The organism is Methylorubrum populi, assembly GCA_036946625.1.
Taxonomy (GTDB): domain Bacteria; phylum Pseudomonadota; class Alphaproteobacteria; order Rhizobiales; family Beijerinckiaceae; genus Methylobacterium; species Methylobacterium populi_C.
This window is the reverse complement of record JAQIIU010000002.1, coordinates 228,497-254,980: the sequence shown is the minus strand read 5'-3', so window position 1 is coordinate 254,980 and position 26,484 is coordinate 228,497. Positions and strand designations below refer to the sequence as shown.

At 71.8% G+C, this 26,484-nt stretch carries 20 protein-coding genes; 10 read left to right on the top strand and 10 right to left on the bottom strand.

Annotated features, from left to right (window positions below; genetic code table 11):
* From PGN25_02850 to otsB, 5 genes are all read right to left on the bottom strand, one after another.
* Positions 1 to 3,315: a helicase-related protein gene (locus PGN25_02850; GenBank protein MEH3116563.1), complete on the bottom strand. Its 3,315-nt coding sequence runs from the start codon at positions 3,313 to 3,315 to the stop codon at positions 1 to 3.
* Positions 3,316 to 3,403: 88 nt separating this feature from the next.
* Positions 3,404 to 3,721 (bottom strand): hypothetical protein, encoded by a 318-nt coding sequence (locus PGN25_02845; GenBank protein MEH3116562.1) that lies wholly within the window; start codon positions 3,719 to 3,721, stop codon positions 3,404 to 3,406.
* Between the two features lie 440 nt (positions 3,722 to 4,161).
* Positions 4,162 to 5,064 carry a DUF3108 domain-containing protein gene (locus PGN25_02840; protein ID MEH3116561.1) on the bottom strand — a complete coding sequence of 301 codons (903 nt, stop codon included), beginning with the start codon at positions 5,062 to 5,064 and terminating at the stop codon, positions 4,162 to 4,164.
* Positions 5,065 to 5,195: 131 nt separating this feature from the next.
* Complete coding sequence (locus tag PGN25_02835; GenBank protein ID MEH3116560.1) at positions 5,196 to 6,197, bottom strand: glucokinase; 1,002 nt, start codon at positions 6,195 to 6,197, stop codon at positions 5,196 to 5,198.
* Between the two features lie 80 nt (positions 6,198 to 6,277).
* On the bottom strand, positions 6,278 to 7,057 hold the full coding sequence (gene otsB, locus PGN25_02830; GenBank protein ID MEH3116559.1) for a trehalose-phosphatase: 780 nt from the start codon (positions 7,055 to 7,057) through the stop codon (positions 6,278 to 6,280).
* A 208-nt stretch (positions 7,058 to 7,265) separates the two neighbouring features.
* On the opposite strand from otsB, the gene PGN25_02825 reads away from it, so the two are divergent.
* The 7 genes from PGN25_02825 (at position 7,266) to PGN25_02795 (ending at position 17,114) form a co-directional block, all read left to right on the top strand.
* The gene (locus PGN25_02825; protein ID MEH3116558.1) at positions 7,266 to 8,489 is read left to right on the top strand and encodes a serine hydrolase; all 1,224 of its coding nucleotides are present in this window, start codon (positions 7,266 to 7,268) and stop codon (positions 8,487 to 8,489) included.
* Positions 8,490 to 8,808: 319 nt separating this feature from the next.
* Positions 8,809 to 9,282: a formate dehydrogenase subunit gamma gene (locus PGN25_02820; GenBank protein ID MEH3116557.1), complete on the top strand. Its 474-nt coding sequence runs from the start codon at positions 8,809 to 8,811 to the stop codon at positions 9,280 to 9,282.
* Positions 9,279 to 10,838: a formate dehydrogenase gene (locus tag PGN25_02815; protein MEH3116556.1), complete on the top strand. Its 1,560-nt coding sequence runs from the start codon at positions 9,279 to 9,281 to the stop codon at positions 10,836 to 10,838. Before PGN25_02820 ends, PGN25_02815 begins: the two co-directional genes overlap by 4 nt.
* Positions 10,839 to 10,849: 11 nt before the next feature.
* On the top strand, positions 10,850 to 13,702 hold the full coding sequence (fdhF, locus tag PGN25_02810; GenBank protein ID MEH3116555.1) for a formate dehydrogenase subunit alpha: 2,853 nt from the start codon (positions 10,850 to 10,852) through the stop codon (positions 13,700 to 13,702).
* A gap of 213 nt (positions 13,703 to 13,915) precedes the next feature.
* A complete protein-coding gene (locus tag PGN25_02805) occupies positions 13,916 to 14,206 on the top strand; it encodes a formate dehydrogenase subunit delta (protein ID MEH3116554.1) in 291 nt (96 codons plus the stop codon).
* A gap of 216 nt (positions 14,207 to 14,422) precedes the next feature.
* Complete coding sequence (locus PGN25_02800) at positions 14,423 to 16,090, top strand: OFA family MFS transporter (GenBank protein MEH3116553.1); 1,668 nt, start codon at positions 14,423 to 14,425, stop codon at positions 16,088 to 16,090.
* Between the two features lie 88 nt (positions 16,091 to 16,178).
* Entirely contained in the window at positions 16,179 to 17,114 is a 936-nt protein-coding gene (locus tag PGN25_02795) for a LysR family transcriptional regulator (protein ID MEH3116552.1), read from the top strand.
* A 33-nt stretch (positions 17,115 to 17,147) separates the two neighbouring features.
* Here the strand turns inward: PGN25_02795 and PGN25_02790 are convergent, their stop codons facing one another.
* Positions 17,148 to 17,282: a hypothetical protein gene (locus PGN25_02790; GenBank protein MEH3116551.1), complete on the bottom strand. Its 135-nt coding sequence runs from the start codon at positions 17,280 to 17,282 to the stop codon at positions 17,148 to 17,150.
* Between the two features lie 109 nt (positions 17,283 to 17,391).
* The gene (locus tag PGN25_02785; protein MEH3116550.1) at positions 17,392 to 18,489 is read right to left on the bottom strand and encodes a tyrosine recombinase XerC; all 1,098 of its coding nucleotides are present in this window, start codon (positions 18,487 to 18,489) and stop codon (positions 17,392 to 17,394) included.
* A 115-nt stretch (positions 18,490 to 18,604) separates the two neighbouring features.
* Between PGN25_02785 and PGN25_02780 the strand changes: the two genes are divergently transcribed.
* On the top strand, positions 18,605 to 19,000 hold the full coding sequence (locus tag PGN25_02780) for a VOC family protein (GenBank protein ID MEH3116549.1): 396 nt from the start codon (positions 18,605 to 18,607) through the stop codon (positions 18,998 to 19,000).
* A 24-nt stretch (positions 19,001 to 19,024) separates the two neighbouring features.
* Here the strand turns inward: PGN25_02780 and PGN25_02775 are convergent, their stop codons facing one another.
* Together PGN25_02775 and hrpB are read right to left on the bottom strand one after the other, a co-directional pair.
* Positions 19,025 to 19,534: a lytic transglycosylase gene (locus tag PGN25_02775; GenBank protein ID MEH3116548.1), complete on the bottom strand. Its 510-nt coding sequence runs from the start codon at positions 19,532 to 19,534 to the stop codon at positions 19,025 to 19,027.
* 275 nt (positions 19,535 to 19,809) lie between these two features.
* Positions 19,810 to 22,305 (bottom strand): ATP-dependent helicase HrpB, encoded by a 2,496-nt coding sequence (gene hrpB, locus PGN25_02770; GenBank protein ID MEH3116547.1) that lies wholly within the window; start codon positions 22,303 to 22,305, stop codon positions 19,810 to 19,812.
* Positions 22,306 to 22,492: 187 nt separating this feature from the next.
* Between hrpB and PGN25_02765 the strand changes: the two genes are divergently transcribed.
* Both PGN25_02765 and mutS read left to right on the top strand, forming a co-directional pair.
* Complete coding sequence (locus tag PGN25_02765) at positions 22,493 to 22,804, top strand: hypothetical protein (protein MEH3116546.1); 312 nt, start codon at positions 22,493 to 22,495, stop codon at positions 22,802 to 22,804.
* 173 nt (positions 22,805 to 22,977) lie between these two features.
* Positions 22,978 to 25,725, top strand: a complete 2,748-nt coding sequence (mutS, locus tag PGN25_02760) for a DNA mismatch repair protein MutS (protein ID MEH3116545.1) — start codon at positions 22,978 to 22,980, stop codon at positions 25,723 to 25,725.
* Between the two features lie 201 nt (positions 25,726 to 25,926).
* Here the strand turns inward: mutS and PGN25_02755 are convergent, their stop codons facing one another.
* On the bottom strand, positions 25,927 to 26,391 hold the full coding sequence (locus PGN25_02755; protein MEH3116544.1) for a response regulator: 465 nt from the start codon (positions 26,389 to 26,391) through the stop codon (positions 25,927 to 25,929).
* Positions 26,392 to 26,484 lie beyond the last annotated feature (93 nt).

Here is a 26,484-nt window from a genome sequence, read left to right as displayed (position 1 = left end):
TCAGCGCTTGCCCCCGTCGGATTCGAGCTTCGCCTTCAACGCGGCCAGCGCGGCGAAGGGCGAATCGGGATCGGGCTGGCGCTCGCGGCGCGGCGGGCGCGGCTCGGCGTTGGGGCGGCGGTTCTCGTCGCGGCGGTCGGGCCGGCTGCGCCCGCCGGGGTGGTCGCGGCGCGGGCCGCCCTCGCCTTCCCGGCGCCCGTCGCCCCTGCCCTCGGCACGGCCGCCCTCGGGCCGATCCTCGCGGGGACGGCGCGGACCATCGCCCCGCCGCTCGCCGTGACGGCCATCCTGCCTGCCGTCCTGACGCCCGTCCTGGCGTCCCTGGCCACGGCCGGGCCGCGGTCCGGTATGGCGCTGCGGACGATGCAGGTGCCAGACCTCGACGGTCTCGGGAGCCGCCGGTGCGGCCGGCTCGGCGCCGGCTTCGGCAGTCGCCGCTTCCGCGGCGGCTTCCTCCGCGGGAAGGGCCGAATCCGCGGCATCCACCGCCTCGACCTCACCGGCCGCCGCGGCTTCGCCCGCGGCGGCCGCGGTCTCGGCCGGCATCGGAGAGGCGGCCTCGCGGCCCGTCTCCGTCACGGCTTCGGGAGGCGCCAGCTCCTCGGCCACGTCCGCCGCTTCCGCGGGAGCCTCGGTCGGCTCCGCCGCCGCGGGTTCGGCCTCGGAGGCAGAAGCCTCCGCCGACGCCTCGGCGCTCTCGTCGAGCGTGACCTCGGCGGTGGCCGGCTCCGCGGCCTCGGCAGCCGTGTCCTGCGACGGTTGCGCGGTCACCGTTTCCTGCGGCGCGGCCTCGGCGGGCCGTGCGGCGGGCACGGTCGGCGCGGCGGCCACCAGCGGCACGGTGATGGCCGGGCCGGGGCGTACCTGCGCGACGTAGCCGAGCGACTTCAGGATCGAGGCGAAATCCTCGCCCGAACAGCCGACCAGCGAGGTCATGTTGACGGTGGCGACGAAGCCGTCGCCGTCGGCGGTGCCGGCCGGGGGCTCGCCCGGGGTGGTGCCGGGGCGGTAGGCGATGGCCGGGCGGATCAGGTCGGCGAGCCGCTCCAGGATGTCGACGCGCACCGCCCGCTCGCCGCAGACCCGGAAGCCGGCGGCGCGGTAGAGACCCTTGGCGATGGCCGGATCGACCTTGATCGAGGTGCGCCCCGAGCCGGCCAGATGCGCGATCTCGTCGAGGCCGGGCTGGTCGAGGCCGCCGCTCTTGAGCGCCCAGAGCTGGGCGGCGAGCGTGCGCGGGGCCGGCTTCAGGAGCGCCGGCAGGAAGATGTGGTAGGCGCCGAAGCGCACGCCGTGGCGGCGCAGGTTGGCGCGCCCGTCCTGATCCAGGCTGCGCATCTCGTGGGCGACCTTCGCCCGCTCCAGCACGCCCAGGGCCTCGACCACCTGATAGCCGATGCCGCGGGCGAGCCCGGTGAGGTCGGCCGCCGACTCGATCTCCATCAGCGGTCCCAGCAGGCGCACGACGTGGGCGCGCAGCCACGCGGAGAGCCGCGCCTCGACCTTCTCGCGGGACGCGCCGCCCAGGCTGTCGTCGGCGACGAGGCGCAGCCCCGGCTCGAACAGCTTGTCGCCGGAGGTCAGCTTGGCGACCGGCTCTCCGGTCCAGCGGACGATGCCGTCATGCGAGAGCACCAGCGCGGCGTCGGCCGCCGAGGCGAAGCGGTCGGCCCGCGCCTCGATCTCGCCGGCCAGCGCCTTCTCGGCGGCGGAGCGCAGCGTCTTGGCTTCCTGGCCCTCGGCCTGGGGGTCGGGCACGAATTGGAAGCCGTGAAGACGGCCCACATGTTGACCCTCGACGGTGACGTCACCGCCGGAGGTGATTTCGGCTTCCAGCATCGTCTTCTCTCTCAAGCGCCGCATCAGGACGCTGGTGCGCCTGTCGACGAAGCGGCTCGCGAGGCGCTCGTGCAGGGCGTCGGACAGTCTGTCCTCTACCCGACGCGTCTCGCCCTGCCAATGCAGAGGATCGAGCAACCAGTCGGGCCTGTTCGCCACGAAGGTCCAGGTTCTGCCTTGCGCGATGCGCTGGGACAGGGCGTCGATGTCGCCGTCGGTGCGATCGATCATCGCCACGTGGCGGGCGAACCAGTCGTTGGGGATGCGCCCCGCCATGCCGCGCATCAGGAAGCGGTAGAGCTGCGCCACGAGGTCGGCGTGAGTCTGGGGATGGACCTTGCGGTAGTCCGGCACGCCGCAGGTGTCCCACAGGCGCCGCACCGCGGACCGGCTCCGCGCCATGTCTGCGATGTCCTCCTCGCGCATCAGGATTTCCAGCGCCTGCTGGTCCTCCCCCATGGGCGCGCGGGTCAGGCCCTGTTCGTGCGGGTGCGCGTCGAGGCTCGCCCGAAGCGTTTCGAGCGAGGCGAAGTCGAGGTCCGGGTTGCGCCATTGCAGCATGCGCACCGGATCGAAGTCGTGGTTCTCCAGCGCCTCGACCATCTCCGGCTCGAAGGGCGGGCAGCGGCCGGTGGAGCCGAAGGTGCCGTCCGAGGTGTGGCGTCCGGCGCGGCCCGCGATCTGGCCCATCTCGGCCGGGGTCAGCTTGCGGAAACGGGTGCCGTCGTATTTCCAGTTGGCGGCGAAGGCCACGTGGTCGACGTCGAGGTTGAGCCCCATGCCGACCGCGTCGGTGGCGACGAGGTAATCGACCTCGCCGGACTGATAGAGCTCGACCTGGGCGTTGCGGGTGCGCGGCGAGAGCGCGCCGAGCACCACGGCCGCGCCGCCGCGCTGGCGCCGGATCAGCTCGGCGATGGCGTAGACCTCCTCGGCCGAGAAGGCGACGATCGCCGTGCGGTGCGGCAGCCGCGAGATCTTCTTCTCGCCCGCGAAGGTGAGTTGCGAGAGGCGGGGGCGGGTCGTGGTCTGCACGCCGGGGATCAGCGCCTGGACCGGCGGCAGCATGGTCGAGGAGCCGATCAGCAGCGTCTCCTCGCGCCCGCGCCGGTAGAGCAGGCGGTCGGTGAAGACGTGGCCGCGATCCATGTCGGCGGCGAGCTGGATCTCGTCGATCGCGACGTATGCGACTTCGAGGTCGCGCGGCATCGCCTCGATGGTGCAGATCCAGTAGCGCGGCCGGTCCGGCTTGATCTTCTCCTCGCCGGTGACGAGGGCGACGTTCTCCGCCCCGACCTTGGCGACGACGCGCAGGTAGACCTCGCGGGCCAGGAGCCGAAGGGGCAGGCCGATCATGCCGGTCGGATGCTGGAGCATCCGCTCGATCGCCATGTGGGTCTTGCCCGTGTTGGTCGGGCCGAGCACCGCCGTGACCCCGCGCGCGCGGGCCTCGCGGTGAAGGGTGCGGAGCGTCATGCGAGGGGCGGCGATCCCTGCGGCACCAAGGGCCGTCGGAGGAGCGGAGGACAGCCGGGCCGGCAAGCCCTGCGACGGAGAACGGCCGCTAGCGGGACGGGGCGATTCGCGGCGACCTGCCCTCATATGGGGCGCTCGCGCCCGGCACGCCAGCCGGGGCGCCGAGGCCGGGATCGACGTAGATGTCGATCCGCGGCTGCGGTGGCTGCGGCGTCAGGTCGGTGCAGAGCGTGTCGGGCATCACCGTCACCGGGCCGCGGCGCGGCGGGCGGCGCTCGATCACCTGCGCGGAGGAGAAGGCGTCGGGGCCGCAATCCGGCCCGGCTTCCAGGGGGCCGCCGGCGCGGGCCGTACCCGCGAGGAGCGGCAGGGCCAGGCAGGCGATCCGGAGATTTTTCCGTCTGATCGATACGGCTGGCGAACAGGTTTCGGATGATGCGCGTGTCTCATCCGGCTCGCGTCGCGCACTGGATTGCTTCGGCTCCCCCTCGCAATGACGAAGAGGATCGCTCACACCGTCATTGCGAGCCGTCAGGCGAAGCAATCCAGCAACGCGACGCGAGCCGGACGAGGGTTCTGAGCGATCCGACACCATTCGCCAGCAGTATCGTCCGATCGAGGCAATGGTGGCGCGGGACATGGCAATCTTCCTGACCGCCTCGGACCCCGTTCGATTTCGCGTATCCAACCCGAATCCCTCATCCTGAGGTGCTGCGAAGCGGCCTCGAAGGATCTTCCAAGTCCCGCGCGCTCCCTGGAACACCCTTCGAGGCCGCCGCCGCGCGTCGACACCTCAGGATGAGGGCGAGCGCGGGATTGCCGGGCCGAACGGGTTCCGGGGAACAGCTAGCGCGGGGACAGGCGCGCCTCGGCGACGGTCGCGGCGGCGGGCTGCGCCTCGCCGCCGGTGGCGGTCGCCGTGCCGGTCCGCGTCCAGCGCGTCGCCTCGATGATGTTGGTGCCGAGCGTGGTGCGCACCGAGATCCGCATCGGCACCAGCACCCGCGCGCCCTCCACGGGGGCGAGCCAGACCGACATGTCGCGGTTCTCCTCCATGAACTTCACCCCCGGCCGGTCGGGCCGGTGGCCGGCGATGGCGACGTAGCGGGCGTTGCAGACCAGCACCGGGCCGCTGTAGCCGGGCTTCTCCACCTGCCGGGTCTCGCCGTAGCTGAGCACCACGTTGAAGCGGGTGGCGCCGTCGAAGACGGGAAGCGTGCGGTTGCAGTTCTCCGGATCGGTGAGGTCCGCGCGGGCGCGGGCCGGCATCATCAGGGCGCTCGCCGGATCGATCACGCCGCGCTTGGCGGCGGCCGTGACCGGCACCCGGTCGCCGGTGTCGAGCAGCGGCGGGGTGATCTCGGCCTGGGTGACGTTGCCGTTCGCGAGCGCCATGCGCACGGCGATGCCGGAACTGCTGGTGCGGGTGGCGATGGCGAAGGCGCTCGGCAGCGGCGCGGCGGCGATGCTGCCCGAGGAGCGGGCCGAGCCCTGGCCGCCGGTGACCGCGCCGACGAGGCCGGTCAGCACCGCCGAGACGTCCATGCGGTAGCGCGCGCCGTCGAAGGCGCCGGTGAGCTGGGCGTTGCCGATCGGGATGCCGGCGAGGTTGACGCTGTAATCGACCGCCACGCCCGCGGGCGCCGCCTTGGCCCTGTGGGCCCGGGGCGCGGCCTGGACGCCGGCCGGGAGCGCGATCGCCCCGGCGATGAGGAGGAAGCGGGCGCGAAGGAGGGGCTTGGCGCGCATGGTCGGGACTCTGGTCGGCTCCACGCTCCGGCCCGCCTCGGGACGAGGCCTGCCGGACGCGCGAGCTTATCGCGACCCATGGTTAACAGACCGTTCGGCGGGCGCCAGGGTCTCCCGCCGGTGCCGTCCCGTCAGCTCTCCGGCGTCCAGGCCTGTCCGTGATAGACGAAGCGCCTCCCCTCGCCGGCGAGCGCGGCGAGGCCGCTGAAGGCGGGGTCCTTCACGGTGATGACGCTGGTGGGGATGGTCCGCATCTGCGCCGCGAAGGGCGCCTTGCGCTCGAAGGCCTCGCGGAACGCGCCCTCCCGCAGCAGCGGGACGATCCGCGGGGCGATGCCGCCGCCGATATAGACGCCGCCGGTGGCGAGGAAGGTCAGCGCCAGATCCCCGCAGACGCGGCCCAGAAGCTTGCCGAACAGGGCGAGCGCGGCCCGCGCGTGCGGGTCCTCGCCCGACAGGCCGGCCTCGGTGATCTCGGCCGGGTCGTGCAGGGTGCCGTCGCCGCCCGCCCGCACCGCGCGGACCGCCGCGTGCAGCCGCGCCAGCCCCGAGCCGGAGAGCAGCGTCTCCACGGTCACGCGGCCCCCGACGCGCTCGACCGCCGGCCAGATCTCGGCCTCCTCCGCGTCGGTCGGGCCGAGATCGGTGTGGCCGGCCTCGGTCGAGACGACGGCGAGGCGGTCCTCGTAGGGGATCAGGGCGGCGGCGCCGAAGCCGGTGCCGGGCCCGAGCACGAGGCGGGGCCCGCGCGTGTCGCTCGTCTCCGGGCCGATCGGGGTGAGGTCGTCGGGTTCGATGCCGGCGGCGCCCGCCGCGACCGGCACGTAATCGTTGACCAGGGCGACCCGTGCGAGCCCGAAATCCCGCCCGATCGCGGCCGCGTCCACCCGCCAGTCGGCGTTGGTGAGTTGCACGGCCGGCGCATCGACCCGGCCGGCGATCGCCAGGATCGCCGAGCGCGGCGCGGGCGCATCGCACGCACCGAGCGAAGCGCGGATCGCAGCGCTCGGGTCGGAATGGCCAGCCGTCGCTTCGCGGGAGAGGATCCGGGGCGCCGCGCCCTTCGTCTCGATCAGGCCGAAGCGGGCATTCGTTCCGCCGACATCGCCGATCAGCACCGGGAATTCGAACATCCGCCTCTCGCTTCTCGCAAGCCTTTGCCGCGATCTTAACAGAGGGCCCGGCCGTCGCTCGGCAAGCGCCGGACGACCTTTCAGGCGGCGGGCAGCGCCCCGGGGTCGATCGGTGCGCCGTCGGCCCAGGCCGCGATCAGGGCGCGCACCTCGGCCGGGCCGGCGAGGCGGCGGGCTGCCACGGTATCCCCGTCGCCGATGCGCACGCTGATCCCGCCATCCTCGTTGACGGAGGCGAAGGCGATCTCGTCGGTGCGGTCGTCGCCCAGGAAGATCGCCCGGCGGCCGGCATAGGGGCCGGTCTCCAGGAAGGCGCGGATGGCGTGGCCCTTGGTGGCGCTCGCCGGCACGATCTCGCCGACCGCCTTGCCGAGCTGGAGCCGGTAGGCGGCCCCGAGATCGGCCGCCACCGCCTTGACGATGTCTTCGGCCGCCCGCGCGTCGCCCGGCGCGGCGAGCCGCCAGTGCACCGCGACCGAGGCCCCCTTGTCCTCGATCAGCACGGCCTCGTAGCGCGCCGTCTCCGCGTGGAGCCGCTCGACGCCGGCGCGCAGGTCCGGGTGATCCTCCGGCCGGCCGCCGCTGAGCCGGCCGTCGACCCGGCGCTCGACCCCGTGCAGGCCGGCCACGTCGAAGCGGGCGGGCCCGAGGAACGCGTCGATCACCGCGACCGGCCGTCCCGTCACCACGGCGAGCGCCCCGCCGAGCCGCTCGCGCAGGCGTTCCAGGGCGGGCACGAGACCGGGATCGACCTGCACCGCGTCGGGACGCGGGGCGATCTCGACCAGGGTGCCGTCGAAATCGAGGAACAGGGCGTAATTCGCTTGGTCGCCCGCATCTTGGCCTGCGCTTGCGCTCATGGCGTCCTCCTCCCGAATGGCCCGACACGAACGCTCGACATCGCCGGGCGTTCGAATCGGGGCGTCCCCGCCGCCGAGCCGGCGGGAACGCCCCGGCTAGCATGGGCCGCCCGCGCGACAAACCGGCGACGATGGCGCCGGGGGCGGGTTGTGATGCCCGGGCCCGTCTCGCTACACCGGCGGCGGACGACGAGGCGAGGAGCCGGGCATGCAGGTCGAGGTCGATACGGATCCGCGGGAGGTCGGGCTGTGCCCGAAGCGCCTGGAGCGGGTCGATGCCTGGATGCGCGGCTACGTCGAGACCGGGCGCCTCGCCGGCCTCTCGGTCGGCGTGATCCGCGGCGGCCGGACCGCGTTCTTCCGCGCCCACGGCCATGCCGACCTCGCGCGGGAGAAGCCGTTTGCCGCCGACACCATCACCCGCATCTACTCGATGACGAAGCCGCTGACCTCGCTCGCGGTGCTGATGCTCTACGAGGAGGGCCGCTTCCAGCTCGACGATCCCGTCGCCCGCTTCCTGCCCGAGTTCGCCGAGATGCGGGTGATGACCGGCGGCAACCGGGCGAGGCTCGAGACCGAGCCGGCGCTCCGCCCCATCACGATCCGCGACCTCCTCACCCACACGAGCGGCCTGACCTACGGCTTCATGGAGGCGACGCTGGTCGACGCGCTCTATCGCCAGCACGAGATCGACTTCCAGACCTCGACCCTGCCGCTCGGCGATCTGGTGGCAAGGCTCGCGCAGCAGCCGCTGCTGGCCCAGCCGGGCGCCGAGTGGAACTACTCGGTGGCCACCGACGTGCTCGGCCATTTCGTGGCGGTGGTCTCAGGCGTCGACTTCGCCGAGTTCATGCGCGCGCGCATCCTGCGCCCGCTCGGCATGACCGACACCGACTTCTTCGTGCCGGAGGAGAAGCGGGCGCGCCTTGCCGCCAACTACGCCTTCGACCGCGCGGGGAAACTGCGCCTCTACGACGACGGCGTCGGCAGCCGGTTCCTGACGCCGCCGCCCCTGGCCTCGGGCGGGGGCGGGCTCGTCTCCACGGCGGCCGACTACCTGCGCTTCTGCCGGCTGATCCTCAACCTCGGCGAATGCGACGGCGTGCGGCTTCTCGGCCGCAAGACCGTCGAGCTGATGCTGACGAACCACCTGCCCGGCGACCTCGCCGCGATGGGCCAGCCGCGCTTCGCCGAGTCCTCCTATGCCGGCATCGGCTTCGGGCTCGGCCTGTCGGTGATGCTCGATCCGGCCCGGGCCCAGATCCTCGGCACCCCGGGCGAGGTGTCCTGGGGCGGGGTGGCGAGCACCTCGTTCTGGATCGATCCCGACGAGGACATGGCGGTGCTGCTGCTCACGCAGCTCGTCCCGTCCTCGGCGCTGCCCCTGCGCCGCGAGTTGCGGGTGCTGACCTACGCCGCGCTGGAAGCCTGAAGGCCGGCCCCGGCCGGTCCTCTCGCGTCCGCCGCGAATGACAGCACACGGGCTCGCGCCGGCTGTCGGATGCGGCTTCGATGCGATGGCTTCATCCGGCAACGCGACGCGGGACGGCTTCACGCCACCTTCCACCCGTCTCAAGAAAAGCATGGGCGCTGTCTCAAAAAATTTTAGCCCCGCGTTGAGCGGTTGATGCAGCGCAAACCACTCATTTCGATCGAAATTTTTTGTCGAGCCACGAGACAGCTTGATTGAACTTTAGTGCCGGCCCTGATTGGATCAAGCCTTAGAACAAAACCAAGTTGGGCAGGAAAACATGGCGAATGCCGAGCCTTGGAACGCCACGCGCGCCGCCGGGATCGTCGCCGAGCTGCAGTCTCTGGAAGGTGCGACTCTCCCTATACTGCATGCTCTGCAGGAGACGTTCGGCTATATCGACGCGGAAGCGGTGCCGATGATCGCCGAGGCGCTGAATCTGTCCCGGGCCGAGGTGCACGGCTGCCTGACGTTCTACCACGACTTCCGGCGCGAGCCGCCGACCGGCCGTCACCACGTCAAGCTGTGCCGCGCCGAGGCCTGCCAGGCGATGGGCTCCGACCGCCTCCACGGCGAGATCCTGTCGCGGATGGGCTGCGGCTGGCACGGCACCAGCGCCGACGGCGTCACCGTCGAGCCGGTCTACTGCCTCGGCCTGTGCGCCAACGGCCCGGCCGCCCTGGTCGATGACGAGCCGCTCGCCCGCCTCTCCGCCGAATCCCTCGACGCCGCCCTCAAGGAGGTCCGCGCGTGAGCATCACCATCACCGTCCCGCAGGATGCCGTCGCCCTGGGCCTCGGCGCCAACCGCGTCGCCCGCGCGATCTTTTCCGGCGCCGAGCGGCGTGGCCTCGACGTGCGCATCGTCCGCACCGGCACCCGCGGCCTGCTCTGGCTGGAGCCGATGGTCGAGGTCGCGACCCCCGAGGGCCGCATCGCCTACGGCCCGGTGACCCCGGCCGACGTCGAGAGCCTGCTCGACGCGAACCTTGTCGAGGGCGGCGAGCACGCGCTCCGCCTCGGCGATCCCGAAAAGATCCCGTTCCTGGCGCGTCAGCATCGCCTGACCTTCCACCGCTGCGGCGTGGTCGATCCGGTCTCGGTCGAGGATTACCGGGCCCATGGCGGCTATCGCGGCCTGGAAGCGGCGCTGAAGCTCGATGCCGAGGGCGTGGTCGCCCAGGTGCGCGATTCGGGTCTGCGCGGGCGCGGCGGCGCCGGCTTCCCGGCGGGCATCAAGTGGAACACGGTGATGCTGGCCCGATCGGATCAGAAATACGTGGTCTGCAACGCGGACGAGGGCGATTCCGGCACTTTCGCCGACCGGATCATGATGGAGGGCGATCCCTTCAACCTGATCGAGGGCATGACCATCGCCGCGGTCGCGACGGGGGCCACCCGCGGCTACATCTACTGCCGCTCCGAGTACCCGCAGTCGTTCCGGACGCTCCGCGACGCGATCGCCAACGGCGTCAAGGCGGGCGTGCTCGGCGACGACATTCTGGGCTCCGGCAAGAGCTTCCATCTCGAAGTGCGGCTGGGCGCCGGCGCCTACATCTGCGGCGAGGAGACCTCGCTGCTGGAGAGCCTGGAGGGCAAGCGCGGCATCGTCCGGGCCAAGCCGCCGATCCCGGCGCTGAAGGGCTTCCTCGGCAAGCCGACGCTGGTCAACAACGTGATGACCTTCACGGCGGTGCCGTGGATCATGGAGCACGGCGCCCGATCTTACGCCGATTACGGCATGGGCCGCTCGCTCGGCACCCTGCCGATCCAGCTCGCCGGCAATATCAAGCACGGCGGCCTGATCGAGTACGCCTTCGGCATCACCATCCGGCAGGTGATCGAGGAGTTCGGCGGCGGCACGGCCTCGGGCCGGCCGGTGCGCGCGGTGCAGGTCGGCGGCCCGCTCGGCGCGTACTTCCCCGACGCGCTGCTCGACACGCCCCTCGATTACGAGGCGATGGCGGCCAGGAAGGGTCTCGTCGGCCACGGCGGCATCGTGGTGTTCGACGACACCGTGGACATGGCGCGTCAGGCGCGCTTCGCCTTCGAGTTCTGCGCCGCCGAGTCCTGCGGCAAGTGCACCCCCTGCCGCATCGGCGCCACCCGGGGCGTCGAGACCATGGACAAGGTCATCTCCGGCATCCGCCCGGAGGCCAATCTCGAGCTCGTCGAGGATCTCTGCGAGATCATGACCGACGGCTCGCTCTGCGCCATGGGCGGCCTGACGCCGATGCCCGTGATGAGCGCGATCACCCATTTCCCGGAAGACTTTTCCCGCACGGGCACGCTGCCCGCCGCAGCGGAATGAGGAGGCAGCCGATGACCCTCATCAAGGAAATCGACTACGGCACCCCGATCCGGCTCGACGAGCAGACGGTGACGCTGACCATCGACGGCGAGAGCGTGACGGTGCCTGCCGGCACCTCGGTCATGGCCGCCGCGATGCACATGGGCACCAAGATCCCGAAGCTCTGCGCCACCGACTCGCTGGAGCCGTTCGGCTCCTGCCGCATGTGCCTCGTGGAGATCGAGGGCCGGCGCGGCACGCCGGCCTCCTGCACCACGCCGGCCGAGAACGGCATGGTCGTGCACACGCAGTCGGACAAGCTGCACCGCCTGCGCAAGGGCGTGATGGAACTCTACATCTCCGACCACCCGCTCGATTGCCTGACCTGCGCCGCCAACGGCGATTGCGAGTTGCAGGACACGGCCGGTCAGGTGGGCCTGCGCGACGTGCGCTACGGCTATGACGGCGACAACCACGTCAAGCCGTCCTCCGACCGCTACCTGCCCAAGGACGAGTCGAATCCCTACTTCACCTACGACCCGTCGAAGTGCATCGTCTGCAACCGCTGCGTGCGCGCCTGCGAGGAGACGCAGGGCACCTTCGCGCTGACGATTCAAGGCCGCGGCTTCGACAGCCGCGTGGCGGCCGGCCCGACCGACTTCATGCAGTCCGAATGCGTGTCCTGCGGCGCCTGCGTCCAGGCCTGCCCGACCGCGACGCTCCAGGAAAAGACCGTCCATCAGTACGGCCAGCCCGAGCATTCCGAGGTGACGACCTGCGCCTATTGCGGCGTCGGCTGCGCCTTCAAGGCCGAGATGCAGGGTGACCGGGTCATCCGCATGGTGCCCTACAAGGGCGGCAAGGCCAACGAGGGCCATTCCTGCGTCAAGGGCCGCTTCGCCTACGGCTACGCCACCCACAAGGACCGCATCACCAAGCCGATGATCCGCGAGACGATCACGGACCCGTGGCGCGAGGTTTCCTGGGAGGAGGCGATCGACCACGCCGCTTCCGAGTTCAAGCGCATCCAGGCCAAGTACGGAAAGGATTCGGTCGGCGGCATCACCTCGTCCCGCTGCACCAACGAGGAGGCCTACCTCGTCCAGAAGCTCGTGCGCGCCGCCTTCGGCAACAACAACGTCGACACCTGCGCCCGCGTCTGCCACTCGCCGACCGGCTACGGCCTGATGTCGACGCTCGGCACCTCGGCCGGCACGCAGGACTTCAAGTCGGTCGAGGACTCCGACGTGATCCTCGTCATCGGCGCCAACCCGACCGACGGCCACCCGGTCTTCGGCTCGCGGATGAAGAAGCGCCTCCGGGAAGGCGCAAGGCTGATCGTCGCGGATCCGAGAAAAATCGATCTGGTGAAGTCGCCCCACATCCGGGCCGACCATCACCTGCCGCTCAAGCCCGGCTCCAACGTCGCCTTCATCAACGCCTTCGCCCACGTCATCGTCACCGAGGGGCTGATCGCCGAGGACTACGTGCGCGAGCGCTGCGACCTCGCCGAGTTCGAGTCCTGGGCCCGGTTCATCGCCGAGGAGCGCAACGCGCCGGAAGCGGCGCAGGCGATCACCGGCGTCGATCCGCAGGAGATCCGCAAGGCGGCCCGCCTCTACGCCACGGGCGGCAACGCGGCGATCTACTACGGGCTCGGCGTGACCGAGCACAGCCAGGGCTCGACCATGGTCATGGGCATGGCCAACATCGCCATGGCCACCGGCAACATCGGCAAGGTGGGCGCGGGCGTGAACCCGCTGCGCGGCCAGAACAACGTGCAGGGCTCCTGCGACATGGGCTCGTTCCCGCACGAGCTCACCGGCTACCGCCACGTCTCGGACGACGCCACCCGCGAGAGCTTCGAGGCGATCTGGGGGGCCAAGCTCGACAACGCCCCGGGCCTGCGCATCACCAACATGCTGGACGAGGCCGTCGGCGGCTCGTTCAAGGGCATGTACATCCAGGGCGAGGACATCGCGCAGTCCGACCCCGACACCCATCACGTCACCTCCGGCCTCAAGGCCATGGAGTGCATCGTGATCCAGGACATCTTCCTGAACGAGACGGCCAAGTACGCCCACGTCTTCCTGCCGGGCGCCTCGTTCCTGGAGAAGGACGGCACCTTCACCAACGCCGAGCGGCGCATCAGCCGCGTGCGCAAGGTGATGGCCCCGCTCGGCGGCTACGGCGACTGGGAGGGCACCATCCTGCTCGCTCGTGCGCTCGGCTACGAGATGAACTACGACCACCCCTCCGAGATCATGGACGAGATCGCCCGGCTCACCCCGAGCTTCGCCGGCGTGTCCTACCGGAAGCTGGAGGAACTCGGCTCGATCCAGTGGCCGTGCAACGAGAAGGCGCCGCTCGGCACCCCGATGATGCACGTCGACCGGTTCGTGCGCGGCAAGGGCCGCTTCATGATCACGGAATACGTGGCGACCGACGAGCGGACCGGGGCCAAGTTCCCGCTGATCCTCACCACCGGCCGCATCCTCTCGCAGTACAATGTCGGCGCGCAGACCCGGCGCACCGAGAACTCCCGCTGGCACGAGGAGGACGTGCTGGAGATCCACCCCTTCGACGCGGAAGTCCGCGGCATCGTCGACGGCGACCTCGTGTCGCTGGAGAGCCGCTCGGGCGACATCGCGCTGAAGGCCAAGGTCACCGAGCGGATGCAGCCGGGGATCGTCTACACGACCTTCCACCACGCCAAGACCGGCGCCAACGTCATCACCACCGACTATTCGGACTGGGCCACCAACTGCCCCGAATACAAGGTGACGGCGGTGCAGGTGCGGCGCACGAACCGGCCCTCCGACTGGCAGGCGAAGTTCTACGAGGAGGACTTTTCGCTGACCCGCATCGCGGAAGCCGCGGAGTAGTTCTGCGGGAGTTCGGGAGCCGTGCATCGTCTCGCTCCCGGGCTTCCGATCCCGTCCCTCATCCTGAGGTGCCGGAGCGAAGCGGAGGCCTCGAAGGAGGGCTCCAGACCACGCGCGATCCTTGGAGCCCTCCTTCGAGGCCGCTGCGCGGCACCTCAGGATGAGGGCGTGGGTTGGAACGCGCCCCACCAGACGAAGCCGAGTCATCAGCCGATGAGCGCGACGAATCCGAACGACAAGCTGGTGCGGATGGCCAACCAGATCGCCCTGTTCTTCCGGTCCTATCCGGAAGAGGAGGCGGTGGCCGGCATCCACAAGCACATCGTGGCGTTCTGGACGCCGAAGATGCGCCGCGACCTCGAAGGCTACGCCGACGAGGCCGGCGCGCGGCTCGACGCGCTGGTGCGCCGGGCGCTGGAGAGCGAGCCGGCCGCCGAGAGCCCGGTGCGGCCCGCCACCCGCAACCCGCAGCTCGTGGGCGAGGGCGCCAGCGACGCCGGCTGAGGACCGGCCTCCTCGGCGGCCTCTCGTTCGGCGGCATCGGGAGGCCGCCGCTCGCCCGCTCCGCCAAAGGGCCGATGCGGCGAAAGGTCTCGCGGCATCTGTCACGGGAAAGGTCCCCCGGTCGATTTGGCGGGATAGGTTTTCGCGCATCGCGAACTTAACACCCCGGCAGTCGGACGGCCCGATCGGACAGGGTCGCCGCATGGGAAAACCTTCATGAGCCAGAGTGCCGCGCCGGCCGCCGCTTTCGATTCGTCCCCGCCCGGATTCCTCTCCCGGGAACGAACCGTCGCCAAGCCGGGCTTCAACCGCTGGCTGGTGCCGCCGGCCGCCCTCGCCATCCATCTGTGCATCGGCATGGCCTACGGCCTGTCGGTGTTCTGGCTGCCGCTGTCGCGGGCGCTCAGCGTCGGGGCGCCGGCGCCGGCCGCCTGCCCGGACATGAGCCTCGTCACGGCGCTGGTCACCACGACCTGCGACTGGCGGGTGAGCGATCTCGTCATCGTGTTCTCCATCGGCATCGTGATGCTCGGCATCTCGGCCGCCCTGTTCGGCGGCTGGCTGGAGCGGGCCGGGCCGCGCAAGGCGGGCCTTGCCGCCGCGCTCTGCTGGAGCGGCGGCTTCCTGATCGGGGCGCTCGGCGTCTATCTGCACCAGCTCTGGCTGATCTGGCTCGGCATGGGCCTGATCGGCGGCATCGGGCTCGGGCTCGGCTACATCTCCCCGGTCTCGACGCTGATCAAGTGGTTCCCCGACCGGCGCGGCATGGCCACCGGCATGGCGATCATGGGCTTCGGCGGCGGCGCGATGATCGGCTCGCCCCTGGCCGACACCCTGATCAAGACCTTCCGCACGCCCGACTCGGCCGGGGTGTGGCAGGCGCTGGCGGTGATGGGCGTCGGCTATCTCGTGTTCATGGTCAGCGGCGCCCTCGGCTACCGCGTGCCGCCGGCCGGATGGCAGCCGGAGGGCTGGACCGCGCCGGCCCGCCGCAACGCGATGATCGCGGCCGGCCACGTCCATCTCGACCGGGCCCACAAGACCCCGCAATTCTGGCTGCTGTGGCTGGTGCTGTGCCTCAACGTCTCGGCCGGGATCGGCGTGCTGGCGCTCGCCTCGCCGATGCTGCAGGAGATCTTCGGCGGCCAGTTGATCGGCCGCCCGGGCCTCGGCCTGGCGCAGCTCGACGCCGCGGAGAAGGGTCAGGTGGCGGCGATCGCGGCCGGCTTCGTCGGATTGCTGTCGCTGTTCAATATCCTCGGGCGCTTCTTCTGGGCCTCGATGTCCGACCGGATCGGGCGCAAGACGACCTACGCGATCTTCTTCGGGGTCGGGCTGGTGCTCTACGCCGCCGCGCCCTGGGCCGCCGGGCTCGGCTCGACCGCCCTGTTCGTCGGGATGTTCTGCATCATCCTGTCGATGTACGGCGGGGGCTTCGCCACCATTCCAGCCTATCTCGCCGACGTGTTCGGCACGCAGTTCGTCGGCGCGATCCACGGCCGCCTGCTGACCGCGTGGTCGACCGCCGGCGTCGTCGGCCCCCTCGTCGTCACCGCGATCCGCCAGCATCAGGTCGATGCGGGGGTGCAGGGCCTCGATCTCTACGCCCGCACGATGCTGGTGCTCGCCGCCTTCCTCGCCGCCGGCTTCCTCTGCAATCTCCTGATCCGGCCGCTCGCCCGGCACTGGTTCATGGACGAGGCACGGCTCAAGACCGTCGGCGCCAAGCCGGACGCCGCCGTGGCCGCGACGCACGGCGGCAGCCAAGGCATCGGCCGGGGCGGCGTGACGCCCGCCGCCCTCCTGGCCTGGGCGGTGGTCGGGCTGCCGATCCTGTGGGGCATCTGGATCACCCTGGCCAAGGCGCTGATCCTGTTCCGGTAGGGCAGGGCGTCTCGGGCGGTCGCTTGAGCACGCCGGCCCCCCGGCCTACCGTCGGACCCGCCCGCCCCTCGCGGGTGGGCCGGAACCCATGATCGACAAGCTCGAATTCCTCCTGGCGCTCGCCCGCGAGCAGCATTTCGGGCGCGCGGCGGAAGCCTGCGGCGTGACCCAGCAGACGCTGTCGGCGGGGGTGAAGAGCCTGGAGGATCGCTTCGGCGTGCGCCTCGTCCAGCGCGGCTCGCGCTTCCAGGGGTTCACGCCGGAGGGCGACCGGGTGCTGGCCTGGGGCCGCCGCATCGTCGGCGACGCCCGCGCCATGCAGGACGACGTGGCGGCCCTGCGCCGCGGCCTGTCGGGCCACCTGCGCATCGCCGCGGTGCCAACCGCCCTGCCGATGGTGGCCGCGCTCACCACGCCCTACCGGGCGCGCTACCCCAACGTGCGTTTCAGCGTGCTCTCCACGACGTCGGAGGACATCTTCTCGCTGATCGACGATCTCGAGGCCGATGCGGGGCTGACCTATCTCGACAACGAGCCGCTCGGCCGCGTCACGGCGGTGCCGCTCTACACCGAGCACTATCAGCTCCTGACCGCGGCGGGCGGCCCCTACGACGACCGCGCCAGCGTGACCTGGGCGGAGCTGGCCAGGATTCCGCTCTGCCTGCTGACGCCCAACATGCAGAACCGCCGGATCATCGACCAGCAGCTACGGGCGGCGGGCGGCGAGCCGGCGCCGACGCTCGAATCCAACTCGATGGTCGTGCTGATGACGCATGTGCGCACGCTGCAATGGGCGAGCGTGATGCCGGCGATCCTCGCCGACGCGCTGGGGCCGACCGAAGGCCTGCGGGCGATCCCGATCGTCGAGCCGGACCTGCGCCACGCCATCGGCCTGGTCGCCCCGCGCCGCGATCCCGCCACGCCGATGGTGACGGCCCTGGTCAACGTCGCCCGCGCGGTCGCGCGCACCCTCGACGGCGACGATCCGGTGCCGGCCGTGCTGCACGGCTCCGGGGCGGGGTGATCCGGCCTCCGCCCGAACGGGGCGGAGGCCTCGTCAGGCCCGCGCGACGCGTCCGCGGGCCAGGAGCCGCACGGCGGTCACGGGCAGGAGCAGCGTTTTCACCGTGGCCGTGACGGCGAGGACCGCGAGGACCGGCAGGATCGCGAGGCAGATTCCGCTCACGCGCATCGGACACTCCTTGAAGCTGCTGAATCGGCGGATTCGCGCCGCCGTGTCGAGGACAATCCGCCACCCAATCGCGGCAAGACCAAGGTGAACCGGGCGGGCGGGCGCATTTCTATACGCCCGCGGAGACGTCGTCGCCGACAGCATGCCCGGCGTTGAGATCCACGCCGCCGCTTCGCACCGGCGGTTTCACCGAACCGGCGGCTCTCTCCGGCCTCCGATCGAGCGGCCGGACCCGGCCGGCGCGGGGATGGGCGTCCTCGAAGGCGCTCATCAGGCGTGCGGCATCGACCTTGGTGTAGATCTGCGTGGTCGAGAGCGAGGCGTGGCCCAGCAGTTCCTGGATCGCCCGCAATTCGCCCCGGCGGGCGAGCAGATGCGTCGCGAAGGAGTGGCGCAGGGCGTGCGGGGTCGCGCTCTCGGGCAGGCCGAGGGCGCCGCGCAGGGCGGCGACCGCGTACTGGACGACCCGCGGCGACAGCGCCCCCCCCTTCACGCCGACGAAGAGCGGCCCCTGCGGATCGAGGGGATGCGGGCACCGGGTGAGATAGGCGGCCACCGCCTCGGCGACCGCCGGCAGCACCGGCACGTCGCGAACCTTGCCGCCCTTGCCCGTCACCCGCACCGCGTCGATGCCCGGCACCGGCGCGTCGCGGGCGGCGATCCCCAGCGCCTCGGAGATGCGCAGGCCCGAGCCGTAGAGCAGCGCGATCACCGCCGCGTCGCGGGCGAGGACCCAGGGCGCGCGGTCGTCGTCGGGGCGGGATTCCGGCACGGTCATCGCCACCGCGGCGGGGACGGGCAGGGGGCGCGGCAGGCGCCGCTCGATCCTGGGCGAGCGCACCGCGCCCAGCGCCGCCACGCTGCCGTGCCCCTCCCGTTCGAGGAAACGGGCGAAGGAGCGCAGGCCCGCCAGCATCCGCATCAGGCTGCGCCCGCCGACGCCCTCGGCCCGGCGCGCGGCCATGAAGGCGCGCAGGTCGCGGGGTTTGAGCGCGATCAGCCCCGGGAGGGTCGGCGTGCCGGCGCGGGCGGCGCGATGGATCAGGAACTGGCGCAGGTCGCGCTCGTAGGCCGCGACCGTGTTGGCGGCCATGCGCCGCTCGCGGACCAGCGCCTCGCGCCAGCCGCGCATCGCCGCGCGCAGGGCCGCATCGCCCGGCGGCAGAGCGTCCGTATCTTCTGCGACGTCTCGGGGCGCGGCTCGCATCATCGTCGGCAGCAAGCGGCTCGCAAGGTTGACGAAGCGTTAAGCCGCCGAGGCCTTTCCGCTCACCCGAGGATGCGCCAGATGGGCCCTCATCCGCAACCGGGAGAGAGGGCCGATGGCCAAGCCCGTCCACACCATGATCCGCGTCCGCGACGAGGCGCGCGCGCGCGACTACTACGCCCGCGCCTTCGGCCTGGAACCGTCCGACCGCTTCGACTTCCCCGACTTCACGCTGCTCTACCTGCGCGACCCGTCCTCGCCGTTCGAACTGGAACTGACGGTCAACAAGGACCGGTCGGAGCCTTACGATCCCGGCGACGGCTACGGCCACCTCGCCTTCGTGGTGGAGGATGCGGCCGCCGAGCGCGCCCGGTTCGAGCGCGAGGGCTTTCCGGTCACCCCGCTCAAGACGCTCGAGCACGGCGAGACGGCACTGGCGACCTTCTTCTTCGCCACCGATCCGGACGGCTACAAGATCGAGGTGATCCAGAAGGGCGGCCGCTTCGCGTAACCGCACTCCCCCGGCCCGCGAGGATCAACCGCGCAGGTCGTCCCGCAACCCGCGGATGAGCTTCGCATAGACCTTCGCGGCCGCCTCGGCCTTGGTGACGGTCCCGTCCCTGTTGACGTCGAGCCCCCTGTTCTGCCCGTAGGCCTTGCTTCCCTCGGCGAACAGGACATGGGCGGCATCCTTCCCGACGGCGGCCGGGTAGAGAATCGTCATGTAGACGTCCGAGACCGTCCCCATCTTGCCTGTGTAAGGCTTGAGGTACGTTTCGACGTAATCGAGCTGGTCGAGCTCGGTCATCTGAGCCAGCTTGTCCGTCGTCGTTCCGAGAGCCTTCGCCGTCGAAGGCATGAATTGGATCAAGCCCGTCGCTCCGCTGACGGAGTTTCGCGTATTCGCCTTGAAGCGTTCGCCCGTCTCGAAAGCCATTGCCGCCATGAGATGACTGGGATCGCATTTCAGATTTGAAGCGATACCAATGACCTTCGCCTTGAAGGCCTGATCGATGTTCTTGTGCCTACCGAAAGCAATCTCCATCACCCGGCCCCTCCGCGCAATGCGGAGAATGTAGATGATTCGATCCCAGTCCTGCAATACACTCGAAATCCAGCGGCTTCCGATCCCCGAGAAATCCCCAGAACATCTGTTCAAGCCGTTCGAGAGCGGCCAGCGCCTTCTCGCAAGCGGCTTGAGAGGGCGCCGGCAGACTCGTCTCCCGCCGCATCGCGTCGTCCGGCGCCAGGGCGTGGCGCTCCTTGCGTGAGCGCCGCCAGCATGCGCTCGTGGACGGATTTTCATCGAAGACGTCCGCGTCACGTGCCCCGCGGCTTGGCCCGCCGGGTCGGTGCCTCCGCCAGCGGGTCTTCCGGCCAGGGATGGCGGGGATAGCGGCCGCGCATCTCCGAGCGCACCGCCGCCCAGGAGCCGCGCCAGAAGCCCGGCAGGTCGCGGGTGATCTGGATCGGCCGGTGGGCGGGCGAGAGCAGGTGGAGCACCAGCGGCACGCGCCCGCCGCCGAGGGTCGGATGCCGGTCGAGGCCGAACAGTTCCTGCACCCGCACCGCCAGCACCGGTTCGGGCCCCGCCTCGTAATCGACCGGGATGCGCGAGCCCGTCGGCACCTCGACATGGCTCGGCGCCTCCGTCTCCAGGCGGGCGCGCAGGGTCCAGGGCAGAAGGCCCTGGACGGCCTGACCGAGATCGTCCGCGGTGACCGCCGCGAGCGAGGCGCGCCCGACGATGGCCGGGGCGAGCCACGCCTCCACGGTCTCCGCCAGGGCCGCGTCGGAGAGATCCGGCCATTCCCCGCCCTCGGCCCCGTGCAGGAAGCGGACCCGGGCGCGCCACTGCGCCAGGGCCGGCGTCCAGGGCAGGCGATCGAGGCCGAGCCCGGCAACGCCGCGGGCGAGCACCCGCGCGGCGTCCGCGTCGGCCGGGACGGAGAGGGTGCACTCGTCGAGCGTCACGGCGCCGAGCCGGCGGCCCTCGCGGGCGCGCAGGGCCCGCGCTTGCCTGTCGAAGCTCACGCTGCGCGCGAACGTGATGCGGTCCGCGAACAGGGCCTCGATCGCGGCGGCGGAGATCGCGGCGGCGGAGAGGATGCGGGCGGAGGCCGCCGTGCCGGTCAGGTCGGCGACGACGATGAACGGCTCGCGGACGAGCGGGCTCGCCGGGTCGAGGAGGCCGGCGCGGCCGTTCGCCATCAGGAAGGCGCCCTCGCGGCCCCGCGCCCGCGCCACCCGGTCGGGATAGGCCAAGGCCAGCAGGGCGCCGGGCCCGGCGAGCCTCGGATCGGGCTCCGCCGTCCCGCCGGCCGTCCCGCCGGCCGCCTTCGCGGCTTGGCGCGCCCAGCCCTCGGCGAGGCGGCGCATGTCTCCGGCGCGCCCGCCCCGGTCGCGGGCGAAGCGGTCGAGGCGCTCGGCGAGATCGACCGCATCGCCTCCGAGCCCGCGCTCGACCAGCACGGCGGCGAGATCGGCGGCGGCGCGGGCTTGGCCGGATTCGGCGGCGCGGGCGACCATCCGGGCGAGCCGGGGCGGCAGCGGCAGGCCGCGCAGGGTCTTTCCGACGGCGGTGAGCCGGCCGTCGGCCTCGAGGGCGCCGAGATCGGTCAGCATCGCCCGCGCCTCGGCCAGCGCCGGGGCCGGCGGGGGATCGAGGAAGGGCAGGGCGATCGGGTCGGTCACGCCCCAGGCGGCGCAGTCGAGGGTCAGCCCGGCGAGATCGGCCGAAAGAATCTCGGGCCGGGCGAAGGGTTCGAGCGCGGCGGTCGCCGCCTCGGGCCAGAGCCGCCAGCACACGCCCGGCTCGGTGCGCCCGGCCCGGCCCCGGCGCTGATCGACCGAGGCGCGCGAGGCCCGGGCCGTGACGAGCCGGGTCATGCCGTTGCCAGGTTCGTAGACGGGCACCCGGGCCAGCCCGGAATCGACGACGATGCGCACGCCCTGGATCGTCAGCGAGGTCTCGGCGATGGCGGTGGCCAGCACCACCTTGCGCCGGCCCGCCGGGGCGGGGGCGACCGCCCGGTCCTGCTCGCCCTGGGTCAGCGCGCCGTAGAGCGGGGCGAGGTCGGTATCGTCGGGCAGGCGGCCCTCCAGCCGCTCGGCGGTGCGGCGGATCTCCGCCTGCCCCGGCAGGAAGGCCAGCACCGAGCCGGGATCGGCCCGCAGCGCCCGCAGGATCGCGGCGGCCATCGCGTCCTCGATCCGCTCCTCGCCCGCGTCGCGGTCGAGATGGCGGGTCTCGACCGGATGGGCGCGGCCTTCCGACGCCACGACGGGCGCGTTGCCGAGGAGCCCCGCCACCCGGGCGCCGTCGAGGGTCGCCGACATCGCGAGGATGCGCAGATCCTCCCGCAGCGCCCCTTGCGCGTCGAGGGCGAAGGCGAGGCCGAGATCGGCGTCGAGCGAGCGCTCGTGGAACTCGTCGAACAGCACCGCGCCGATGCCGGCCAGTTCCGGATCGTCGAGGATCATCCGGGTGAACACGCCTTCGGTCACGACCTCGATCCGGGTGCGGCCCGAGACCCTGGAGCCGAGCCGCACCCGCAGGCCCACCGTGTCGCCGACCCGCTCGCCGAGGGTGGCGGCCATGCGCTCGGCCGCGCCCCGCGCCGCCAACCGCCGGGGCTCCAGCAGGATGATCCTTCGGCTCCCCAGCCACGCTTCGTCGAGCAGCGCCAGCGGCACCCGGGTGGTCTTGCCGGCGCCCGGCGGGGCGACCAGCACCGCCGACGCGCCCGCGGACAAGGCCGTGCGCAGGGCCGGAAGAGCGGCCTCGATCGGAAGCGGTGCGGGAGGGACGGACATCGCCCGCAGGTGCCGCGGTTCGGGCGCCGGCGCAACGGTCGGCGCCGGGTCTCGGCGCCTCCCGCGACGTTCAAGAGGATTTGTTAACATATTCGGATTTTTTCGCGGAACGCGCGGAGCGATCGCGACTTGAGGGCTCGACGTGCCGCCCTTGCACGCGGCTCTTGCACGCGACGGAGAGACGACGATGCGCATTGCCCTGACACTCGCAGCCGGCGTGCTGCTCGGCAGCTTCGGCCTGGGAGCCGTGTCGGCCTCCGCCGCCCCCGCGATGCCGGCCGCCGGCGTGGTGGCCGGCGACACGATGGAGACCGTGCGCGATCACCACCACTGGCACCGCCCCCATCGGAGCGTCCTCGGCCACCACCATTCGACCAAGGCCGAGCGCCATCGCCGCCGCATGAACACCCACCACCACGGCAACCCGAACGCCCGCAACCCGGAGCGCCCCGGCTACCAGCAGCAGCTCGGCAACACCACGGGCGGCCCGCGCTACTGATTTTTTTCGCGATCGCCCACAGCCTTCGAGGGGCCCGCCCGGCACGACACCGGGCGGGCCCCTCGCCGTTTTCCGGCCGCGCTTGCGACGGCTGGGGAGAGCGCCCACTTGTCCACGGACTTCACGATGGGCCGGCGGTGCCGGCCCGGGGCGGGGCTGCTAGCCTCTGCGGCATGTCCAGACCCCAGCGTTCCCAACCCCTCGAACGGCGTGCCCAGGCGGCGGATGCGGTGACCTCTTCGCCCCTCGACATCCCCGGCGCCACGCCGATGATGGCGCAGTACATCGAGATCAAGGCCGCCAATCCGGACTGCCTGCTGTTCTACCGGATGGGGGATTTCTACGAGCTGTTCTTCGAGGATGCGGAGATCGCCTCCCGGGCGCTGGGCATCGTGCTGACCAAGCGGGGCAAGCACGGGGGCGCCGACATCCCGATGTGCGGCGTACCCCTGGAGCGGGCCGACGACTACCTGCACCGGCTGATCGCGCTCGGCCACCGCGTCGCGGTCTGCCAGCAGACCGAGGACGCGGCCGAGGCCAAGAAGCGGGGCCCGAAATCGGTGGTGCGGCGCGAGGTGATCCGCCTCGTCACCCCGGGCACGCTCACCGAGGATCGCCTGCTCGACCCGACCCGCGCCAACCTGCTGCTCGCCATCGGCCGGCGGAAGGTGTCGGACAGCCGCGAGGCCTACGGACTTGCCGCCCTCGACATCTCGACCGGCCGCTTCTCCCTGAGCGAGGTGGACGGCTCGGAACTCGCCGCGGCGATCGCCCGGCACGAGCCGCGGGAGATCGTGCTCTCGGAAGCCATCCACGCCGACCCGGCGCTGGCCAGGCTGTGGCGCGAGACCCGCGCGGCGGTGGTGCCCCTGGCGCAGGGCGAGCTGGAGCCGGCCTCGGCCGAGCGGCGCATGCGCGAGCAGTTCGGGGTGAAGACCCTCGACGGCTTCGGGAGTTTCAGCCGGGCGGAGATCGCGGCGGCCGGGGCGGCCTTGCTCTATCTCGAACGCACGCAGCTCGGCACGCGGGTGCCGCTCTCCGCGCCGAGCCGGGAGGCGACCGGGGCGACGCTGGCCATCGACGCGGCCACCCGCGCCAATCTCGAACTCACCCGCACCCTCTCGGGCGAGCGCAAGGGCAGCCTGCTCGACGCCATCGACCGCACGGTCTCGGCCGGCGGCGCCCGGCTGCTGGCCGAACACCTCGCCGGCCCGCTGACGGACCTGACGAAGATCGCCCGGCGGCACGACGCCGTCGCCTTCCTCCACCGGGACGGGGCGCTGCGCGCGCACCTGCGCGACGCGCTGCACGCCGCGCCGGACATCGCCCGCGCGCTCTCCCGCGTCGGCCTGAACCGCGCCGGTCCGCGCGACCTCGCCGCCCTGCGCGACGGGCTCGACGCCGCCGCGACGATCGGCGAGCGGCTGTCGGCCGCGGATCTGCCGGACGGGCTCGCCCGCCTCGCCCGCCGCCTCGACAAGGCCGACCGGGCGCTGGCCGGGGAACTCGCCGCCGCGCTCGCCGACGACCTGCCGCTCAACCGGCGCGACGGCAACTTCGTCCGCGCGGGCTACCACGCCGAGATCGACGAGGCCCGCGGGCTCGGCCAGGACTCGCGAAAAGTCATCGCCGCGCTCCAGGCCCGCTACGCGGAGGCCACCGGCTGCCGGACCTTGCGGATCAAGCACAACAACGTGCTGGGCTACTACATCGAGGTGCCGCAGGCGGTGGGCGAGGCCTGCCTCAAGGGCCTGATGCAGGACTTCGTGCATCGCCAGACCATGGTCGACGCGATGCGCTTCACCAGCGTCGAGCTCGGCGAGCTGGAATCGAAGATCGCCGGCGCCTCCGACCGGGTGCTGGCGCTCGAATCGGCGGTGTTCGACGCCTTGAGCGCCCGGGTGAACGAAGCGTCCGAAACCCTTGCCGACATCGCCGAAGCGCTCTCCGGCCTCGACGTGGCGGCCGCTCACGCCGAACTCGCGGTCGAACTCGCCTGGACCCGGCCCGTGATCGACGACAGCCTCGCCTTCGAGATCCGGGGCGGGCGCCATCCGGTGGTGGAGGCGGCGCTGATCAAGGCGGGCGAGCCCTTCATCGCCAATGCCTGCGACCTGTCGGGCGACGAGGCCGGGCGCATCCGCCTCGTCACCGGCCCGAACATGGGCGGCAAGTCGACCTTCCTGCGCCAGAACGCGCTGATCGCGGTGCTGGCCCAGATGGGGGCGTTCGTGCCGGCTTCCTCCGTCCGGCTCGGCGTGGTCGATCGCCTGTTCTCCCGGGTCGGCGCGGCGGACGACCTGGCGCGGGGCCATTCGACCTTCATGGTCGAGATGGTCGAGACCGCCGCGATCCTCAATCAGGCGACCCGCCGCTCCCTGGTGGTGCTCGACGAGATCGGGCGCGGCACCGCGACCTTCGACGGCCTCTCCATCGCCTGGGCCTGCCTGGAGCACCTCCACGAGAAGAACGGCTGCCGCGCGCTGTTCGCGACCCACTTCCACGAGTTGACGGCGCTGAGCCAGCGCCTGCCCCGCCTCGACAACGCGACGCTGAAGGTGGCCGAGGACCGCGGCGAGGTGGTGTTCCTGCACGAGGTCGTGCCGGGGGTGGCCGAGCGCTCCTACGGGCTTCAGGTCGCCCGCCTCGCCGGCCTGCCGCCGGGCGTGGTGGCGCGGGCCGGCGCGATCCTCAAAGGCCTCGAAAGCTCGGAGCGCGAGCGCCCCGCCCGACGCCGGATCGACGACCTGCCGCTCTTCGCCAGCCTCGCCGCGGCGCCGCCTCCGCCGCCGGAACCGGCCAGGCCCGAGCCCGACGACAGGCTCGGCCGCCTGCTCGACGCCATCGATCCGGACGCGCTGACGCCGCGGGAGGCGCTCGACGCGCTCTACCGGCTGAAGCAGGAGCGGGCCTCGGCGTGATCCGCGCTCCGTTCCTTCGAAGCGGACACCGTCTCATACCGTTTCCGATTGATCGCTTCGGGTTTGGCCCCCCTCCGTCATCGCGAGCGGCCGCGAAGCGATCCAGGGCGCGACAGGTCCGGAAAGGGCGCGCCCTGGATTGCCACGGCTTCGCCTCGCAAGGACGCAGGACAGGCCCAACGCATCAATCGGATTATCGTATCACCACACCCCGCCGGCCCATTCCCCGCCTCCCGCGGCGGGCGAGAGGCGGAATCCGTCGAGCGTCTCGGCCGAAGGGGGCCGGCCGGCGCGGCACCGGGCGACGTAGGCGAGGGCGCTTGCCACCGCGCGCTCGGAATAGGGCTTGGCGATCACGCCGAGCGCGCCCGCGAAGTCGGGCGGGATCCGCTTGGCGTTGGCGGTCATGAACAGCACGGTGGTGCGCGGGTCGGCGCTGAGCTGGCGGGCCACCTCGACGCCGGTCGGCCCGTCCACGAGATGGATGTCGACGAGCGCCACGTCCGGGGCCGTGCTGCGGCCGAGCGCGATGGCGTCCGTCGAACACCCCGCCACGCCGACGCTGACATGGCCGAGATCCTCCAGGAGACATTCGAGTTCGAGGGCGATCAGCACCTCGTCCTCGACGACGAGGATGCGCAGCGGCCCCTCCCTCACCTCGGACACGGCAGGCCCCCCGGCGGCATCCCTCTCCCCGATACGGCTTCGGATCGATCGCCTCGGGTTCCACCCCGCGCCGTCACTGCGAGCGTCGGCGAA